Origin of the sequence: Nocardia sp. NPDC059177 (assembly GCF_042755165.1) — a bacterium.
Classification (GTDB): Bacteria; Actinomycetota; Actinomycetes; order Mycobacteriales; family Mycobacteriaceae; genus Nocardia.
In genome coordinates this window covers 1-18,329 of sequence record NZ_JBHZBX010000020.1, presented here as the reverse complement: position 1 = coordinate 18,329, position 18,329 = coordinate 1, and the positions used below count along the sequence as shown (strand labels likewise).

The following is an 18,329-nucleotide window of genomic DNA, read 5'->3' as shown; positions in this document are numbered from 1 at the left end:
AGGTTGGACGGGGCGCGCGAAGCGAGGGTTCCATCATGTGACATGTGTCACACTGAGGCGGCTTCTTCCGTGCTGGCGGCCCGCTCGCGGACGCAGTCGCGGCAGGTGCCGAAGATCTCGAGGGTGTGGCTCACTTCGATGAAGCCGTGCTCGCCGGCGATCGACTCGGCCCAGGCCTCGACGGTCGGGCCCTCGACCTCGACGGTGCGCCCGCACCGGCGGCACACCAGGTGATGGTGGTGCCCGCTCGAGCACTGGCGGTAGACCGACTCGCCCGAGTCGGTGCGCAGGACGTCGACCATGCCTGCGTCGGCGAGCGATTGCAGGGTGCGGTAGACGGTGGTCAGGCCGATGCCCTCGCCGCGCCTGCGTAGTTCGTCGTGCAGTTCCTGGGCGGAACGGAATTCGTCGATATCGCCGAGCAGTGCCGAGATGGCACTGCGCTGACGAGTGCTGCGCACCCCGACCTGCTTACCGGAAATATTGTCCGCCAACGGTTTACCCTTCCTCGGCGTGGGCGACGGCATCGACGACGATATGCGCCAGATGATCGTCGACGAGTTCGTAGAGCACCTCGCGGCCCGAGCGTTCGCCGTGCACGACGCCCGCCGACTTGAGGATGCGCAGATGCTGGCTGACCAGCGGCTGGGTGACCCCGAGCGCGTCGACCAGCTCGTGCACGCAGCGCGGTGACTCGCGCAGCTGCAACACGATGGCGATGCGCACCGGTGCGGCCAGCGCCCGCAGCAGTTCACCCGCGTCCTCGAGGACGGTGCGCGCGGGCACCGGCGCGGGCGCGGGGGAGTGATACGGGTTGTGCGGATGTGCGGCCGTGGCATCGGTGGTCATCAACCAACTCCTTATTGGAAACCGATGCCATTTTGACATGCAAAAGTGCGCATGTCGAATGAGGCGCGCGGAGCGGGGCCGATCGATGTGGCGGAACCGGTGCCGGCGGCGGCCGTTGGCCCGTGCGGTGCAAAACCGGTTGGCCGGTGCCGATACGCTTGTCCTCGATACTGTCCGATTCCCAAGGGATGGAGAAATCTCGCGTGGCACCCAAGTCGAAGGTGGACACCGTTGCCAACCTCGCCAAGCGCCGGGGTCTGGTCTACCCGTGCGGTGAGATCTACGGAGGCACCAAGTCGGCCTGGGACTACGGTCCGCTGGGCGTCGAACTGAAGGAGAACATCAAGCGGCAGTGGTGGCGCACCATGGTGACCAGCCGCGACGATGTCGTCGGCCTGGACTCCTCGGTGATCCTGCCGCGCCAGGTCTGGGAGGCCTCCGGCCACGTCGAGACCTTCTCCGATCCGCTGGTCGAGTCGCTGCACACGCACAAGCGCTACCGCGCCGACCACCTCCTGGAAGCCTACGAGGAGAAGCACGGCCACCCGCCGGCCAACGGCCTGGCCGACATCAACGACCCCGAGACCGGCCAGCCCGGCAAGTGGACCGAGCCGAAGAACTTCTCCGGCCTGCTCAAGACCTTCCTCGGCCCGGTCGACGACGAAGAGGGCCTGCACTACCTGCGCCCCGAGACCGCGCAGGGCATCTTCGTCAACTACAAGAACGTCGAGACCACCGCGCGCAAGAAGCCGCCGTTCGGCATCGCCCAGATCGGCAAGAGCTTCCGCAACGAGATCACCCCCGGCAACTTCATCTTCCGGACCCGCGAGTTCGAGCAGATGGAGATGGAGTTCTTCGTCAAGCCCGGTGAAGACGCCGAGTGGCACAAGTACTGGATCGACACCCGCCTGGCCTGGTACACCGACCTCGGCATCGATCCCGAAAACCTGCGCCTGTTCGACCACCCCAAGGAAAAGCTGTCGCACTACTCGGCCGGTACCACCGACATCGAGTACCGCTTCCGCTTCCAGGGCAGCGAGTGGGGCGAGCTCGAGGGCATCGCCAACCGCACCGACTACGACCTCAAAACCCACTCGAAGCACTCGGGCACCGACCTGGGCTACTTCGACCAGGCCTCCGGTGAGCGCTACACCCCCTACGTCATCGAGCCCGCGGCCGGTCTGACCCGTTCGCTGATGGCGTTCCTGGTCGACGCCTACACCGTCGACCAGGTACCCACCGCCAAGGGCACCACCGAGGAGCGGATCAGCCTGCGGCTGGACCCGCGCCTGTCGCCGGTCAAGGCCGCGGTGCTGCCGCTCTCGCGCAACGCCGACCTCACCCCCAAGGCCAAGGACCTCGCCGCGCAGCTGCGCAAGCACTGGAACGTCGACTTCGACGACGCGGGCGCCATCGGACGCCGCTACCGTCGCCAGGACGAGATCGGCACCCCGTTCTGCATCACGGTCGACTTCGACACCCTCGACGACCAGGCCGTGACGATCCGCGAGCGCGACTCGATGGCCCAGGAACGCATCGCCCTGGATCAGGTCGAGTCCTACCTGGCAACCCGCCTCCTCGGCGCATAAGTCCCCACGAGAAGCCCACACCCACGCCGGTGCGGGCTTCTCGCGTACTCGGACGAACGCGCGCCACCAGAGTGGGTGGGGTGGAGGCGATCACAAGTGCGTAGCTGACGGTTTGCGTTGGTCGTGCTCGTGCCGCACTCTTTCCGTTGTGCTGTGGGAAACGGAAGACGTGGTGCGGGTGCTCGACCCGTCGGAACAGCGGTTCGTCCGGCACGCGACGTTCACCGGACGGTCGGTGACGGTGCGTGGCGAACTCGACGCCGCGGCGCTCGGCGCGGCCTTCGCCGCCTTGCAGCGGGCCTTCCCGATCCTGGTGTGCCGGATCGTCGAGGACGCGGACGAGAACGGAATCCTGCTGCGCCCCGAGCACATCGAGCCCGTCGGCGCGTGGGTGGGTTTCGGTGATCCCGACGAGGTGCGGATCCCGGTCGAGTCGATGGACCCCGCCGCGCAGCTGGGCTACCTGGATGTGGTGCTCGCCGAAGAGGATCGGGCCAGGATCACCCTGTTCGTGCACCACAGCGTCGCCGATGCCGGACACTGCGTCGAGTTGTTCGCGCGGCTGTGGGGGTACTACACCGACCATGTCGAGACCGGCGCGATCGCAGCCCTGCCGCGGGAGTATCCGGTGTCGGTGGAATCGCTGCTGGCGCAACGGGGCACCGTGCGCGGGCCGCGTTCCGGCCTGGAGCCGGTCACCCGTGCGCTGGTCGTCGCCGACGCGGTCGGCGTGGTCGAGCCGTCGCCACCGTCGTCGGCCGCGCTTGCCCGGCCCGCCCGCATCCAGCTCGACGCCGAGGAGACCGCGCGGGTGCTCGACCTGGCCCGCGCGCACGAGGTGAGTGTGAACGGGCTGGTCACCGCGGCCGTGCTGCGCGCCTTCGCCACCGTCTACGACGTCGACCAGGTCGGCTGTCTCTACCCGGTCGACCTGCGCAGGCGGCTCGACCCGCCGCTGCCGCCCGCGGCAGGCACCAACATCTCCGGCCTCGCCGCCTTCACCACCGGCGTCGCTGACACCTCCGATCCGGTCGCCCTGGCCCGCCGCATCGGCACGCACCTGCACAACGACCTGGCCACCGGCCTGATCGAACAGTCGGTCCTGCACTTCCCCGACTTCTTCGGCCCCGGCCGCATCCACTCGACCGCAGGCCACCTCGCGCTCACCAACACCGGAACGGTCCCGGCCTTCCGCGCCCCGGCCGGTCTGCTCATCGACGACTACGAGATCGTCTACCTCTCCGCCCACCCCCGCCCCTCCACCGGCGCCTCGGCCGCGGCCACCTTCCTGATCTACACCTACCGCGGCAAACTCACCCTCGCCCGCCTCGGCGGCGGCATCCGCGCCGCCGAACTACTCACCGCGATCACCACGGAGCTGATCCCGGACCAGGCCGGCGACGAGGCCGCCACCGCCTGAGCCCGGGACGACAACATCCTGATCGGGCGGATCGACCCGCGCGGGCCGCAACAACCCGACCACGTCGAGTGGCGCAGCATGCGCACCGACACCTGCCCGTGCCTGGCGAAATCTCCGATACTGAACATGACGCCTCCGGTCTACGACCTCACACGGTGTGAAGGTCAAGCCGACCTGGTCAGAACCGGCCGCCCCGGCTCACCCGCCGCGACCCCGACGACCCGCCGTACGAACCCGGCCGGTAGCCACCGCCGCCGTATCCGCGACCACGCGACCCGCCGCCACTCATCGCCCCGCGCAGCAGCCCGTCGAGCAGGATCCCGCCCAGCACCGCCCCCGTCTGCGCCCCACCCGACATCGGCTGACGTGTCTCCCAGGCCCGCACACTGGCCTGTGCCAGCCGCAAGGCCCGCCCACCGAGCTCGGCCGCCGTCTGCGCACCGGCCAGTGCCCGATCGGGCGCGCTCGCCGCCAACCCGCGCGCCTCGTCGAGATGACGTTGCGCCTCCGACAACCGGGTGCGCGCCTCGGCATCCACCCCGCCGCGCCGCGTGGTGATGAACGACGAGGCCGCCTCGATGCGTGCCGCCGCGTCGGTGAGCGCCCGATCCAGCCTGCGCCGCAGATCCTGCACCGCGAGTTTGCGATCCGAAGCCGCGGCGATGGCCCGGTCCAGTTCCGCGTCGGCGGTCACCGCACTGTGGAAGGCGCCGAGCGGGTCGCTGTCCGCGCTCGCCGTGCCGAGGGCGGTGGTGGCCGCCTCGGTCGCGGCGGCCAGTTCGGGACCGCCGAATTCGGTGAGGCCCGCCGCCGCGGCGAGATCGTCGCGGAGTTCGTCGAGCGCCGCGGGCAGCCCGTCCCGGGCCTGCTGGATATTCGCCGCCGCCTGGTCGACGGCGTCGAGCAGCGTGCGAGCCTGCCCGATTGCGCCCTCGGCCGCGCGGATCGCCGCGACCGCGCCGCCTTGCTCGCCGACCGGCCTGGTCAGCGCGGTGCGGGCGGTGTCGATGTTCTGTTCGGCGAAACCGATCCGCTCGGCCGCCATCCGCACGTTGTCGTGGACCGGCGCCAGCACCGAGGCCGGATAGGCCGAATTCAGCCGGGCCAGTTCGGCGTCCGAGGCCGGTGTGCGCGCGGTCAGGTCGACGATGTCGCGGGTCAGCCCGTCGAGCCGGGCGGGCGCGTCGATGAGCAGATCGCGCATGGCGTCGAAATCGGCCACCTGGGCGTCGAGTTCGCGATCGGCGATACCCGCGGTGGCGATCAGCTCGACGAGCATGCCGCGCTGCTGATCCGGGGTCTCGGGCACGGCGTCGTCGAGCTGCTGCCGGATGGTGAACGCCTTGGCGGTGGCCGCGCGCGCGGCATCGAGCGCCGTGCGGAACAGCGTCACCGCCGTCTCCCCGAATTCACCGGTGGCCAGCGCCAATTCCTCGGTGCTGGTCCGCACCGCGTCATCGATCTCGACCAGTCGCTCCCGCGACAGCGCGTGCAGGGTGGGTAGCGACAGCCGCGCGACGGCCGCCGAATCGGCCGGATCGAGCTCGCGCGCGGTGACGAGTTCGGCCTGATCGCGATCCCGGCGGCGCTTGCGGGCGAACAGGATCAGGCCACCGGCCACCGCTACGACCACCAGGGCGATGATCAGCAAGGTCTGCCACGGCACCTTCGCACCGCTCATCGCGGAGCCGAGACCGTTGGCAGTGTCGACCGCGGCCTGCGCCCATTTCCCGTCGCGCAGCGCGGGTTCCACCGTGCCGGCCAGCAGCGAGTCCAGCTCGCTGTCGGTGATCTCGTCGGGCAGTGTCCCGTTCAGCCAGTACCCGCGATCCTCGACCGCCACCGCGAACAGCAGGTCGTGATCGCTGAACCCGGAGAGCTCGGCGGTCCGGGCGGCCCAGTCGCGCGGTGCCATCCCCGCGAAGTCCCGCACGTAGATCACCCAGAGTTTCACCTGGTGGTCCAGGTACAGCCGGTCGGCCGCCGCGAGCACCCTGGCCTCGTCCGCGCCGCTGAGCACCTCGGCACTGTCGACCACCTGCGGCCCCATCCGCGCGGGCGCTTCGGCGCGCGCACCCGGCGCGCACAGCAGGCTCATCGCGGCGAGCACCGCGCACAGCAGACCGGCCGCCGTGCGCACCGGAACCGATCCTGGGGCCGAACTCCTCGTGGACTGCCGCATGTGTCGAATCTAACGGGCGCACGCCGAGCACGCGGGCACGACAGCGCGCAGCGTGGCTTCTACGATCGGCGCATGGTCACAGTCGATCGCCCCTACACCGGACACGTCACCGCGGGCGAGGCCGCTCAGCAGCGCGAGGTACCCGGCGCTCGCATCGTGAAGATGTCCGTCGGCCCGATGGACAACAACACCTACCTCGTGCAGTGCGCGTCCACCGGCGCCGCGCTCCTGATCGACGCCGCCAACGACGCCACCCGCATCCTCGAACTCACCGGCCAGGAAACCCCCGGCCGGCTCGAACTGATCGTCACCACCCACCTGCACCCCGACCACTGGCTTGCCCTCGCCGAGGTCACCGCGGCCCTCGGCACCCCCACCGCCGCCCACCCCCTCGACGCGGCCGCCCTCCCGGTACCCCCCGACCGCCTGCTCGCCGACGGCGACACCGTCCAGCTCGGCGACCTCACCCTCGACGTGATCCACCTGCGCGGCCACACCCCCGGCTCGATCGCCCTGGCCCTCGTCGACGGCGCGCATCGCGCCCACCTCTTCACCGGCGACTCTTTGTTCCCGGGCGGAATCGGCAAAACCCACAACCCCACCGACTTCGACACCCTCCTCACCGACGTCACCACCAAACTCTTCGACCGCTACCCCGACGACACCGTCGTCTACCCCGGCCACGGCGACGACACCACCCTCGGCGCCGACCGCCCCCACCTGCCCGAATGGCGCGCACGCGGCTGGTGAGCGCTCGCTCGCGCCGAGTTCACCGGACCGGAACCCGCTGGTGATGCATTGACGGCACGGCCCGTCGGGGCGACCTGGCAGACTGACGAAGGTGAAATCGGGTTTCTCGCGAACGGCCGTGCCCGCCCCGGATGCCAGGCGTCCGCGCGGGCTGATGCCGACGGTGTCGCTGTGGATCGGCCGGTTGATCGCGGGGGCCGTGCTGATCGGGTTGGTGCTGGTCGGCGGGACGGCGTTTCGCGTGTGGCAAGTCGCCCGGATCGATAACCACACCCCGGCTGACGCGATCGTGGTGCTCGGCGCCGCGCAATACTCCGGCACGCCGTCGTCGGTGTTCGAAGCCCGGCTCTACCAGGCCGGACGCCTCTACGAGGCAGGCGTCGCACCGCTGGTGATCACCGTCGGCGGCAAACAGGAGGGCGACCTCTACACCGAGGCCGCCTCAGGCAAGAGCTACCTCGAGGACAACGGCGTGCCCAGCGACCGGATCCTCGCCGTGGAAACCGGGTCCGACACCCTGCGCAGTGTCGAGGCGGTCGCCGCCGCCATGCGCGAACGCGGCTTGTCATCGGCCGTACTCGTCAGCGATCCATGGCATTCACTCCGGACCAGAACGATGGCCAGAGACGCCGGATTGAGCGCGTGGGCCGCACCCACCCGCACCGGCCCGGCCGTCTACACCAGGGAGTCGCAGTTCCATGGCATCGCCCGCGAGACCGGGGCGCTGCTCTGGTATCAGCTCACCCATTTCTCCGCAGACTTCCCCTACGAGGCGGGACAGTGAGATGACCGACGGCTACACCGCGCACGACCGGGAACGCCTGGTCCCCGAGCCCGGCAAGATCGCCTGGCCCGACGCACCAGGCAACGGTCACCGCAGCGAGTTCGCGCGGGACCGGGCGCGCGTGCTGCACTCGGCCGCGTTGCGCCGCCTCGCCGACAAGACCCAGGTCATGGGCCCGCGCGAAGGCGACACCCCGCGCACCCGCCTCACTCATTCCCTCGAGGTCGCCCAGATCGGCCGCAGCATCGCCGACGGTCTGGGCGCCGACCCCGACCTCGTCGACCTGGCCGGCCTCGCCCACGACATCGGCCACCCGCCCTACGGCCACAACGGCGAACGCGCCCTCGACGAATTCGCCGACGAATACGGTGGTTTCGAAGGCAACGCGCAGAACTTGCGCATCCTGACCCGCCTGGAACCCAAGGTCCTGGACCCGGCCGGGGAGAGCGCCGGTCTCAACCCGACCCGCGCGGCCTTGGACGCGACCATCAAATACCCGTGGGGCAGAAGCGGTTCCGGCACCAAGTTCGGCGCCTACGACGACGATCTCGAACGCCTGGCCTGGATCCGCAAGGACGCGCCCGAGCGCACCCAGAGCCTGGAATGCCAGATCATGGACTGGTCCGACGACGTCGCCTACTCCGTGCACGATGTCGAGGACGGCGTGATCGTCGGCCGGATCGACCTGCGCGCCCTGGCCGACCCCGCCGAACAGGCCGCCCTGGCCGAACAGGGCCACGGCCAGCACCCCGACCAGTCCATCGACGCCCTCGCCGCCGCCGCGCAACGGCTCTCCGAACTCGACGTCGTCGCCGACGCGGTGAACTACGACGGCACCTTCGCCGCCTCGGTGGCGCTCAAACGGCTCACCAGCGAGCTCGTCGGCCGCTTCGCCACCGCCGCCATCGCCGCCACCGAGCAGCGCTACGGTCCCGGCCCGCTGATCCGCTACCAGGCCGACCTGATCGTGCCGCCGATCGTCGCGGCCGAGGTGGCCGTGCTCAAGACCGTCGCCCTGCGCTATGTGCGCTCCGACCGCGGTCACCTGGCCCGTCAGCAGACCCAGCGCGACCGCGTGCAGGCCGTCGCCGACCGGCTGCTCACCACCGCGCCCGCGCACCTGGACGACCAGATGCTGCCCTGGTGGAACGCCGCCACCGACGACACCGCCCGGGTGCGCGTGGTGATCGACCAGATCGCCTCCTACACCGAGAGCCGCTTCGAGCGCGTGGCCGCCTCGCTGGACTGCCGCTGAGCTCGACCCACTAGACTTCTCTCGTGGCCGGACGAATCCCAGATCGCGATATCGCGGCGATCCGTGAACGTGTCCGGATCGAAGACGTAGTCGGTGAGTACGTCGCGCTCAAACGCGCCGGCGCCGACTCGATCAAGGGCCTGTGCCCGTTCCACGACGAGAAGTCCCCGTCGTTCCACGTGCGCCCCAACCACGGCCTGTTCCACTGCTTCGGTTGCGGCGAGGGCGGGGACGTCTACAAGTTCCTGCAGCAGATCGAGCACATCGGTTTCGTCGAGGCCGTCGAGCAGATGGCCGACCGGATCGGCTACCAGATCAACTACGAGGGCGGCGGCACCTCGGTCCAGCGCGACCGCGGCACCCGCTCCCGGCTGGTCGCCGCCAATGCCGCCGCGCACGAGTTCTATGTGGCGCAGCTGCGCGAACCCGAGGCCGAGACCGCCCGCAAGTACCTGACCGACCGCAATTTCGACGGCGCCGCGGCCCAGCAGTTCGGCTGCGGGTACGCGCCCGGCGGCTGGGACGTGCTCACCAAACACCTGCTGCGCAAAGGTTTCGAGTTCAAGGAACTGGAAGCGGCCGGGCTGTCCAAGCAGGGCAAGCGCGGACCGATCGACCGGTTCCATCGCCGGCTGCTCTGGCCGATCCGCAATCTCGGCGGCGAGGTGATCGGCTTCGGCGCGCGCAAACTCTTCGACGACGACACCATGCCCGGCAAATACGTGAACACGCCGGAAACGTTGCTGTACAAGAAGTCCCAGGTGCTGTTCGGGCTCGACCACGCCAAGCGCGAGATCTCCAAGGGACATCAAGCCGTCGTCGTCGAGGGCTACACCGACGTGATGGCCATGCACCTGGCCGGGGTGAAGACCGCCGTCGCCTCGTGCGGCACCGCCTTCGGCGAGGAACACCTGCAGGTACTGCGCAGGCTGCTGATGGACGACAACTTCTGGCGCGGCGAGATCATCTACACCTTCGACGGTGACGCCGCGGGCCAGGCCGCCGCCCTGAAGGCCTTCAGCGGTGATCAGCGACTCGCCGGCCAGACCTACATCGCCGTCGCCCCCGACGGTCAGGACCCGTGCGAACTGCGTCAGCACTCCGGCGACGCCGCCGTCCGCGACCTGGTCGCGCGCCGAACCCCCCTCTACGAGTTCGTGATTCGCGGCCTGCTCGCCGAACACAACCTCGACGATGTCGAGGGCAGGGTCGAGGCGCTGCGCCGCACGGTGCCCGTGGTGGCCCAGATCAAGGACAACGCCACCCGGAAGGGCTATGCGACCAAACTGGCCGGCTGGGTCGGCTGGGACGACATCCAGCTCGTCGTGCGCCGCGTCGGTGAGGAAGCCAAGAAGAACCGGATGGGTGCCACGCCTGCTACCGGAAAATCCGGTGCCGCAGCGATTCCCGCCCCTCGCGTCGAGGAGAGTTCCTCGGTCCGGCCCGCCCCGAACGACCCGGTGCTGTTCGCTCAGCGTCAATCCCTCAGTGCCGCACTGCAATACCCCGGCATCGCGGGTGCGTCCTTCGACGCCATCGACACCGCCGCCTTCACCCACCCCGCCTACATCGCGGTCCGGATCATGATCGCCAAGGCGGGCGGCACCGCGGCCGGACTCAGCGGCGCCGAATGGGTGGCCGCCGTCGCCGATCACACCGACGACCTGATGATCCGCGCCCTGGTCTCCGAACTGGCCGGCGAACAGCTGCCGGTACGCTCCCAGAACGACATCCCGCGCTTCATCTCCGGCATCCTCGCCCGCACCCAGGAAGCCTGGGTCGGCCGGCAGATCGCCGAGCTGAAATCGAAGCTGCAACGCCTCTCGGCCAGCGAGGAACCCGACACCTACATGGCCCTGTTCGGCGACCTGGTGGCGCTCGAGCAGTACCGCAAGAGCCTCGCCGCCCAGGCGATGGGCAGCGAAGGCTACGCGGGCGTCTGAGTCAGCGACGCAGCTGGTTGTGCGGGATCAGCACGGTGGTGCGCTCGTCGATCGGTTCCATCGGTTCCAGCTTCGGTTGCGTGCTCAACTTGTCCGACAGTCGCTGCCGTCCCACCGACACCAGCTTCTTCGTCACCGGCGACCCCGTGACAGCCCGCGTCGCCGCACTGATCTGCTCGTAGCGCGCCCGCCCGGCCTTGGTGCCCAGCACATACCCGGCCGCTACGCCGATGATCAACCGCAGCATCTTCTTGGAGCTCCTCCCACGTCGTGTGCGCGCTCCATCCTGCCCCAGCCGCCCCACCCCTGTCGATCCGGCCACCCAATGTAGACACATCGTTATCCACCGCATGTCCGCAGGTAGAGCCCCGATTTGGGAACCCGCGACCGCATACGCTAAAGTTTCATCTCGGTCAGCCCGCCAAGGCAGACCACCCGAGTAGACCACCCGGGACAATCCCCTATAGCTCAATTGGCAGAGCAGCCGACTGTTAATCGGCAGGTTTCTGGTTCGAGTCCAGATGGGGGAGCGCAACCACCAGGTCAGGCACGATCACCGTGCCTGACCTTTTTGGTTTCGAGCCGCGGCCAAGAATACGGCAAGGATTCCGGTCCGTTTGCTAGTCGAGGAAGAAGGCGTCGATCTTCTCCTCGGAATCCAGGATCTCGTCCGACGCTACGCCGAGTTCCGTCGCCAGCTCGACCGATCCGATGAGCGCGACCTGCACGTCAGGGGAGAAGGCTCGGTCGAGCAGCCCGAGGTAGTTCGACATGGACTGGTCCAGCTTGTCCAGGATCGCCTGGTACTCCGCAGCGAGTTGCTCGTCGAGTGCGCGCTGTTCGTCGAGGTAGCGCTCGATCAGCGCCGCCTCTCGCTGGGTCAACGAGGATGCGACGGCCTTGTGCATCACAGTGCCGACCGTGGTGCCGATGACAGCGCCGATGACCGGGACGGGGATGGTCGCCTGACCGATGACAGCGGACAGCGCGCGTATCGCGGCCTCCAAGGCGATGAGTTCGGAGTTCTCGATGAACTCGAGTTCGCCGATCTCGTTGCGGCGGAACTTGTTCGCTTGCTCGGCGATGCTGAAGGAGGTGGTGACGATCGAGCTGGCGACGGCTGCGGAGGTCGCGGTGAAATTGGTGAGGGCGTAGATGCTCAGTCCCCGGATGCCGCCCTTGCCGACACCCGAGCCGGTCGCGCCCGCGATGTCGATCCAGTCGCTCCCGCTGAACTCGGTGAGCCGTTTGCCTTCCCGGCGCTTGGCGACCACGGCCAGCACGAATGCGGTTCCGCCCGCGGTCGCGGCCGCGGTGAGTGCGGCTGTGCTTCCTTCTTGCAGCGTCGGCCTGCTGTGCTGGTAGGCATCGTCGCGCAGGGACCGGTCGGTGGCGCGCAGCGCGTCCTTTTCGGCCGCCATGGTCGAGGTGTAGACATCGCGCTGCACTTCGTCGTACTCGAGTGTCGAGGGTTCGAGCGATTCGTATCCGACCGATCTGTCCGCCTCACACACCGCCCGGCAAGTCGGCGCGGCAAGCGCAGCGGCCACGACCACGCGCTGCACAATCCGGTGACAGACCGATCTGCGACGGCAGTGCTAACACGGTTCAGGGTTCGCTACGACGGTAGGTGAGGTCGGGATAGGGACCACCCTGGCGCCAGTGTTGACTCAGTCGTTCGTTAACCTCCCTCTCGGAGGCCAGGCTTGTGGGCAGCGGCAGGCAAAGCTTGTCGTAAAGGTTGAATCGGTGTGTGTCGATCGCCGCCGAGACCGCGATTGAGTACGAGACCGCAGCTGTGACAGCACCTCGGTAGGCGGTATAGGAAACACCGAGCAGCGCGGGCACGATCAACAGCCACCAACCGCCGGCCGACCAAAGCAGCCACGTCGAGGCAGTCGCGCTGACCATCGCGGTCGCTGCAAGACGACAGCCACTGTCCATGGCATCGCGACGGTCGTCCACAATGGCTTTCGTATCCGCCGCCAGTAAGGGGTAAACGCGAGGCCACACCACCACCACATCCATGCCATAGGCCGAGCCGGCGTGATACGCCATGGCGGCCAGAACGTTACCCAAGGCGGTGGGCAGAGACCGGAATTCCACAGGCAGAAACAGCATCCGCGACTTCGATTCAGCCACTCCAATGCGGTTCGCCTCTGAGGGAGTCGGGTACGTGCCGTGATGGATCATGCTGCGTATCAATCGGTCTCGCTTGCGATCCTGGAGCTTGACTGACAGTGCTGTCAGCGGTTTGAGGAGCGGTGGCCAATGCCCTTCGAGAACTCTGACGAGCGAAAGCTGGAAGGGGTATCCGACGACCGCGACAAGCGTGACGGCAATCCACAGCAGGACCAATTCCCCGATACTCAGCGCCGTAGCTGTCTGCCACGCTTGACCGAAGTCAAGTTGTTCGCCCGGCGCACCGGCCCAAACCAAGACAAGTAGGAACACCGCGGAACTGACCGTCGGCAGATACGAGATCAGGACGAAGCGGCCACTGAGCGCTCCCGAAGCCGGGCTCAGAATTGCGGACAGGTTCATGCCGTCTGCAATCGACACAGAGGACATTTCGGTGGGGAGGCGGCCGTCGTGTAGACCGTTTGCGTGCACTGCGGACAGGTGTGAGCCGACACGTGGTAACGCGATGACCACCCAGGTAGCGAGGCTCGGTCACCTTCCCCGGTGCGGAAAGTAGCCCCGCCCCCGTCACCTTCACCCGACAGGTCGCCGGGGGGATAGTCTGAGCGGGTTGCCACACCGATTTCGATGCCGTCTATCTGGACCAGTACCGCAACGATCTGTGGCTGCCCATCGAACACCGCCTGCAGTTGACCTGCCGCAGCCACCACTCGCTCGCTGAGCGAGTCCTGCGCAACCGAGTCGATCACCACAACAGGCATGGCAGGCGTGGGATCCATACCTTCGGTGACCACATGCCGGAAGATGCGCTTGAGGTCGATGTCGTTCAACGAATCTCTTCCCCCGATCATCATCGTGTCTGTTCCAGACTAGCGCTCCTGCACCGGATCTGACGTCCATCGGCGTACATTGGAGCTAGTAGTGGAAAGGGGGCGTGGCGTGTTTCAGAATCTGATCGAACAGCTTCGGTCATGGGACGGTCAACCGCGTGGTTCGGCACTTGCTCCAAGTGACTCGGGTGAACGCAATACCTCGATCGAAGTCCTGACCCTCACAGTGGAAAGCCTGCAGTCTCAAGGCGCGGAGAACGCTGCGGGATTGCTGGCGGTCAGTTGGCTGCAGTGCCTCACCGTCTACCCTGCTGTGATTCCGGGCGGATACGCAACCTCGGTGGATCTCAACCTGTCCGCGGCGATTTCTCGGTTGCGCAGACCGGGAACCCCTCTGCCTCAGTCCGATTCCGTACCTCGAGTGGTTCGCAATGCGATATCCGTGTTCGCAATGGGTGGCAGTCGTGGCATCGGCCTCGAAACCCAATCGATTGCGGAAGACGCATTCAGGTGTGTTGCCCAAAACGTGAAAGACCGTACGGCTGTTCGGGACTGCTTGTCCGCGTGGAGCTTTTTGCGGCGTGCACTATACGCGGTGACCGGCGACCTGATGGTACTAGAGTCGGCGATCAAGATTTTGCAGGATGCTTGTGTGCCAACGGCTTCCAGTGCGAGTGACCCCGGACCATCGGCACGCGATCTCGATGCCCTTGGAACCTTGCTCGTCGAGCTCGCCGAGCTCACACATGACGCCGATCATCTGACCGAGTCTGCGAGATTTTACAATCTGGCGCTCGATCTGACTACCGGCGCCGAACGAAGGCGCGTACTCGAACACCTTGGCGCTGCACTTCACGTACGTGCGTATGCCGAACGGGACCCGCAACGATTCTCGGATGCCGCGCAGTCCTATCGGAGTGCGATCAGCGAGGCCGTACCCCAGAGTCTGGAGTGGGAGTCGCTGGTTCGCCACCTATTGACCGTGTTCGGGGATATGGTGAAGGTTGTCGGGGCTGTACCTGAGCTGGATGCGGTCATCGACGAGGCGACTGCGCTCATTGATGGCTACCAAACTCGGACACCGTCCATGGTGCCAATCGAAGGCATCGGCCGTGAACGATCATTGATGCTCGCTGCGGGCGATGAGCACACGGTGCCCTCTTTGCCACCATTGCACGCCCTGCTGTCGGAATTGATCGATGATCGATTTGAATTGCTGCGCAACCCCACCGATCTCGATCTGCGCATCAGGCACCTCGTGCACGCGCTCGATGGCTACCCGCGAACCGAACGGTACTGGGGATCGATGGTCCATGATCTCGGAACCGCGTACGGTGCTCGGTTCGAATTCTCCGCTGACCCCAGCGACCTGGGGCGAGCAGTCGAGTACCTAACTGCGGCGCAAGACCACGTCCGGGGCGGCGCCCAAGCGCTGGCGCGCGCCAACCTTGCGCAAGTGCGAGCACGTCTGAAGGATATCCAATGACAGATCCAGGCGGCTTCGCGCCGTCGAACGATGTCAAGAGTGCGACTGCCGCGCTCCTCGACTTCGCGGCATCATACTGGCGCACAGGAAATCCTTCCGTACTGGATCATGCGATCGACTTCGCAGAGACGTTTATGCAAGACCATGGTGACCCACGGCATGGCGCCTTCTCTCACGCCCATGCGCAGCTGTGGAAGGACCGAGCAGCTCGCTCAGGTGCCCGCGCCGACCTCGATACAGCGATCGATCATGTGACGGCCGCGATAGCGCTCCTCCGGCACGACCCCACCAATGATCCAGAAATGACGGCCGAGCATGCGGCTGCCAGCTACGCCAGTCTCCTGCGCATGCGATTCGAGCAACGCGGCGACCATGCCGACCTCGACGCCGCAATCCGCGAGCTGCGGGACCTGCTTGTTCTCGACGCCAGTAGGCTGTCCCATTCCCAGATCCGGATTCGAAATGAGCTGGGAACATCCCTCATTCGACGCGAGGAACTCTTCGGTGAACTCGCGGACCTGCATATGGCGATCCACGTTCTCGGCGAGGCAAAGGAACACGCCGTAGACTCACCTATGGCGCATGAGCTCAGAATTGCTTCCTCTGTACTCGCCAACCTGGGTAGTGCTTATTCCGGACTGTACAATCGAACCGACGATCCACTTCTTCTCGATAGGGCCATTGAGTACTACAACTCGTCCGTGGCAAAGACTTTTCCTCGCGAGTACAATCGACCCACCCGGCTCGCAAACCTCGCCAACGCACTGCAAACGCGATACCTCATCAATAAAGATCGTAAAGACATCGATCTTGCAGTGTCGCTGGCACGGCGCGCGGTGGAGGAGTCTCCCTGGACTGGAACCGAGCGCAGTCGCCGACTGAATACTTATTCCAGCATGGTCGTGACCCGCTACACGGTAACCAGCACGCTCTCCGATGCGGTGCTGGCGATTCGACTTGGCGAGTCGGCGATCAAGGCGTCGCCACCTGGTCAGTACCTTCGGGCACATGTGCTCAACGCTCAGGCGAACCGCCTGCTGGTGGTCGGCAGTGCGGACTCGTTCACCACCATGTTGCCGGCACTGCTCAAACTGTACGATGAGGCCCGAATGGCAGCGGGATGCCCTGCATCTGACCGCGGCAAGGCGGCACGGAACTGGGTCCGCTACGCCGCCTGCATCGACCTGGTCGCCGCACTTGAAGGGGTCCAGGTTGCGTTCTCGTTGTTCAGCGCTATCGACTGGCACGGTATGAGACTTGCCGACCGTGCCGCCGCGCTGCGCGAATGGTCAGGATTCGCCTCGGAAGCAGCGTTGATCGCCCTCGAACTCAATCTTCCGATCGTCGCGATCAGTGTCCTCGAACAAGGACGGAACCGGATGTGGGCTCAAATCGCTGACACCAGAAATGATTTTGCCGGTAGGGGCGACTCGTCACGCGAGGACATCGACCGACTCGGTGCCGTGCATGCTGAACTAAACCTTCTAACGGTCAACGGGGACGAAACGAGCGACACGATCGCCAGACAACTTCCTACCCAGCGCGGCGAACGACTTCGAGCGCTAAACGCACAACGGCGCGAAATACTTGCGACCCTGAGTAAACGAAGCCTTGAGCCGCCCGCTCCAGAAGCGCTACATTCTCTACTTGCGGCCGGCCCGGCAGTTATCGTAAACGTTGCACGGGCAAAATGTGACGCACTTCTACTTCGCAGCTCCGACGGAGAATTTGCGATCACCCGACTCGCATTGCCGACCAACGAGCATGTCATTGACGATAGAATGCAAGCTTTCGCTAAAGCGCTCAACATGACTCGCGCGATGCGCCACCAATTGCTTCAGAATCGCAAACGAGGCAGACCGGGAACCCGCACCGCCTGGGCGGGCTATCAGGCCGCCATCGAGGAACAGTATGCGATCCTAGCGTGGGCGTGGCAGTCGATCACCGGGCCTGTACTACAAGAACTGGGGTACACCACCTCGCCAACTGCCGCAACTTCATGGCCGCGGGTGTGGTGGAGTCCCACCGGGTCACTGGTCAGCCTCCCGCTCCACGCTACGGGACACCACAACGGCAGCGGCAACGCGGTGATCGACAGAATCGTGTCCGGAAACTTTACTTCGTTGGAGGACCTGATCCGCGCTCACAACAGGCCGCACCACCCTCACATCAAAAAACGCCTACTCGCTGTCTCAGTCGCTGCGCCAGCCGATTCAACGAAGACGCTGGCGAACGTTCTCGAAGAGATCGATGTCGTGCTCGAGAATGCACCGATACCAGCAACACGCGTGTCCGGCAGTGCAGCCACAAAGCATGAAGTCCTGCGACAAATCCGCGAACACAGCTGGTTTCACTTTGCTGGCCACGGCCGAGGAACCCTCACCGGACCAACCGATGCAGCCCTGCTCGCCACCGACGCCACGATTACCCTGGCCGACATCGCCATGGCGATCCCGAACGATGCCGAACTGGCCTACCTCTCCGCCTGCTCCAGCGCCGCTGCCGACCCCAACCACCCTGATGAAACACTCCACCTGGCTGCTGCTTTCCATATGACCGGCTTCCGCCACGTCATCGCAGCACGCCAACCCATCGACGACGCCATCGCGAAACGCGTTGCTTCGCACTTCTACGCCGCGCTTCGATCACACCTCGATCCTGGAATCGCACTGCACCACTCGCTCCGAGCCATGCGTAGTGACTTGGCCACAGAACATCGAACTGACACGCTTGCCAATCCGTTGGCCTGGATCGACTACAGTCATTTGGGGCCCGCCGGAAACATATCGGCCAACGTAGACCCATGAGTACATAAATTCGTCCGCGGAAACTCCGCTTTGGCGGTCCTCTTGCGGCATCTCGCCCCACACGTCGCCCGAGTCGCAGCCCTGGAAGGAGCCGGTCGGGATACGCATTGTCGATCTCGAAAGCCTGTCCGCACCGCACCTCGGGTATTCACCCGATGTTCGGATAAATGGGCAGGTCGGGGCGGAATCGAACGGACTTAGACCATGTCTCATGTGGTTGATCGGGCCTTCGCGAGCTTCTTGTATCCGGTCAGCGCGCCGGCCAGTGTGAGGAAGGCGCAGAAGTGAGTGT

Annotated in this window: 15 protein-coding genes and 1 tRNA gene; 9 read left to right on the top strand and 7 right to left on the bottom strand. The window is 66.2% G+C overall.

The features are described 5' to 3' along the window. Positions 1 to 47: 47 nt before the first annotated feature. Positions 48 to 527 (bottom strand): Fur family transcriptional regulator, encoded by a 480-nt coding sequence (locus ACFXK0_RS22845; RefSeq protein ID WP_379412696.1) that lies wholly within the window; start codon positions 525 to 527, stop codon positions 48 to 50. Continuing rightward, positions 499 to 849, bottom strand: a complete 351-nt coding sequence (locus ACFXK0_RS22840) for an ArsR/SmtB family transcription factor (protein ID WP_379412694.1) — start codon at positions 847 to 849, stop codon at positions 499 to 501. The genes ACFXK0_RS22845 and ACFXK0_RS22840 overlap by 29 nt, the downstream gene beginning before the upstream one ends. Before the next feature lie 188 nt (positions 850 to 1,037). Between ACFXK0_RS22840 and ACFXK0_RS22835 the strand changes: the two genes are divergently transcribed. Together ACFXK0_RS22835 and ACFXK0_RS22830 are read left to right on the top strand one after the other, a co-directional pair. Further along, on the top strand, positions 1,038 to 2,438 hold the full coding sequence (locus ACFXK0_RS22835) for a glycine--tRNA ligase (protein ID WP_379412693.1): 1,401 nt from the start codon (positions 1,038 to 1,040) through the stop codon (positions 2,436 to 2,438). Positions 2,439 to 2,586: 148 nt separating this feature from the next. Further along, positions 2,587 to 3,858, top strand: a complete 1,272-nt coding sequence (locus ACFXK0_RS22830) for an acyltransferase (protein WP_379412691.1) — start codon at positions 2,587 to 2,589, stop codon at positions 3,856 to 3,858. 178 nt (positions 3,859 to 4,036) lie between these two features. Here the strand turns inward: ACFXK0_RS22830 and ACFXK0_RS22825 are convergent, their stop codons facing one another. After that, positions 4,037 to 6,040, bottom strand: a complete 2,004-nt coding sequence (locus tag ACFXK0_RS22825; RefSeq protein WP_379412690.1) for a TPM domain-containing protein — start codon at positions 6,038 to 6,040, stop codon at positions 4,037 to 4,039. A 72-nt stretch (positions 6,041 to 6,112) separates the two neighbouring features. Here ACFXK0_RS22825 and ACFXK0_RS22820 point away from each other — a divergent pair, with 72 nt between their 5' ends. From ACFXK0_RS22820 to dnaG, 4 genes are all read left to right on the top strand, one after another. Then, positions 6,113 to 6,790 (top strand): MBL fold metallo-hydrolase, encoded by a 678-nt coding sequence (locus ACFXK0_RS22820; protein ID WP_379412688.1) that lies wholly within the window; start codon positions 6,113 to 6,115, stop codon positions 6,788 to 6,790. Between the two features lie 154 nt (positions 6,791 to 6,944). Beyond that, positions 6,945 to 7,574 carry a YdcF family protein gene (locus tag ACFXK0_RS22815; protein ID WP_379412817.1) on the top strand — a complete coding sequence of 210 codons (630 nt, stop codon included), beginning with the start codon at positions 6,945 to 6,947 and terminating at the stop codon, positions 7,572 to 7,574. Between the two features lies 1 nt (position 7,575). Further along, complete coding sequence (locus ACFXK0_RS22810) at positions 7,576 to 8,829, top strand: deoxyguanosinetriphosphate triphosphohydrolase (protein WP_379412687.1); 1,254 nt, start codon at positions 7,576 to 7,578, stop codon at positions 8,827 to 8,829. A 23-nt stretch (positions 8,830 to 8,852) separates the two neighbouring features. Beyond that, positions 8,853 to 10,772: a DNA primase gene (gene dnaG, locus ACFXK0_RS22805; protein WP_379412685.1), complete on the top strand. Its 1,920-nt coding sequence runs from the start codon at positions 8,853 to 8,855 to the stop codon at positions 10,770 to 10,772. Between the two features lies 1 nt (position 10,773). On the opposite strand, the gene ACFXK0_RS22800 is transcribed toward dnaG, so the two are convergent. Further along, positions 10,774 to 11,019, bottom strand: coding sequence for a hypothetical protein (locus ACFXK0_RS22800; protein ID WP_379412684.1), 246 nt, complete (start codon positions 11,017 to 11,019; stop codon positions 10,774 to 10,776). Positions 11,020 to 11,229: 210 nt separating this feature from the next. Between ACFXK0_RS22800 and ACFXK0_RS22795 the strand changes: the two genes are divergently transcribed. Then, a tRNA-Asn gene (locus ACFXK0_RS22795) sits at positions 11,230 to 11,302 on the top strand. A gap of 90 nt (positions 11,303 to 11,392) precedes the next feature. Here ACFXK0_RS22795 and ACFXK0_RS22790 read toward each other — a convergent pair. The 3 genes from ACFXK0_RS22790 to ACFXK0_RS22780 all read right to left on the bottom strand — a co-directional run bounded on the left by ACFXK0_RS22790 (position 11,393) and on the right by ACFXK0_RS22780 (position 13,744). Next, a complete protein-coding gene (locus ACFXK0_RS22790; RefSeq protein ID WP_379412683.1) occupies positions 11,393 to 12,220 on the bottom strand; it encodes a hypothetical protein in 828 nt (275 codons plus the stop codon). Between the two features lie 160 nt (positions 12,221 to 12,380). Further along, the gene (locus tag ACFXK0_RS22785) at positions 12,381 to 13,334 is read right to left on the bottom strand and encodes a hypothetical protein (RefSeq protein WP_379412682.1); all 954 of its coding nucleotides are present in this window, start codon (positions 13,332 to 13,334) and stop codon (positions 12,381 to 12,383) included. Beyond that, positions 13,313 to 13,744, bottom strand: a complete 432-nt coding sequence (locus tag ACFXK0_RS22780; protein WP_379412681.1) for a hypothetical protein — start codon at positions 13,742 to 13,744, stop codon at positions 13,313 to 13,315. Before ACFXK0_RS22780 ends, ACFXK0_RS22785 begins: the two co-directional genes overlap by 22 nt. 109 nt (positions 13,745 to 13,853) lie before the next feature. On the opposite strand from ACFXK0_RS22780, the gene ACFXK0_RS22775 reads away from it, so the two are divergent. Together ACFXK0_RS22775 and ACFXK0_RS22770 are read left to right on the top strand one after the other, a co-directional pair. Further along, a complete protein-coding gene (locus ACFXK0_RS22775) occupies positions 13,854 to 15,230 on the top strand; it encodes a hypothetical protein (RefSeq protein WP_379412680.1) in 1,377 nt (458 codons plus the stop codon). Continuing rightward, positions 15,227 to 18,037 carry a CHAT domain-containing protein gene (locus ACFXK0_RS22770; RefSeq protein WP_379412678.1) on the top strand — a complete coding sequence of 937 codons (2,811 nt, stop codon included), beginning with the start codon at positions 15,227 to 15,229 and terminating at the stop codon, positions 18,035 to 18,037. The genes ACFXK0_RS22775 and ACFXK0_RS22770 overlap by 4 nt, the downstream gene beginning before the upstream one ends. Positions 18,038 to 18,329: the final 292 nt, after the last annotated feature.

Excerpts from the sequence above, each read along its gene's own strand:
- ACFXK0_RS22835 (WP_379412693.1), top strand. The coding sequence starts at position 1,038 with ATGGAGAAATCTCGCGTGGCACCCAAGTCGAAGGTGGACACCGTTGCC.
- ACFXK0_RS22810 (WP_379412687.1), top strand. The coding sequence starts at position 7,576 with ATGACCGACGGCTACACCGCGCACGACCGGGAACGCCTGGTCCCCGAG.
- ACFXK0_RS22825 (WP_379412690.1), bottom strand. The coding sequence starts at position 6,040 with ATGCGGCAGTCCACGAGGAGTTCGGCCCCAGGATCGGTTCCGGTGCGC.
- ACFXK0_RS22820 (WP_379412688.1), top strand. The coding sequence starts at position 6,113 with ATGGTCACAGTCGATCGCCCCTACACCGGACACGTCACCGCGGGCGAG.
- ACFXK0_RS22770 (WP_379412678.1), top strand. The coding sequence starts at position 15,227 with ATGACAGATCCAGGCGGCTTCGCGCCGTCGAACGATGTCAAGAGTGCG.
- ACFXK0_RS22815 (WP_379412817.1), top strand. The coding sequence starts at position 6,945 with ATGCCGACGGTGTCGCTGTGGATCGGCCGGTTGATCGCGGGGGCCGTG.
- ACFXK0_RS22845 (WP_379412696.1), bottom strand. The coding sequence starts at position 527 with ATGCCGTCGCCCACGCCGAGGAAGGGTAAACCGTTGGCGGACAATATT.
- ACFXK0_RS22800 (WP_379412684.1), bottom strand. The coding sequence starts at position 11,019 with ATGCTGCGGTTGATCATCGGCGTAGCGGCCGGGTATGTGCTGGGCACC.
- ACFXK0_RS22840 (WP_379412694.1), bottom strand. The coding sequence starts at position 849 with ATGACCACCGATGCCACGGCCGCACATCCGCACAACCCGTATCACTCC.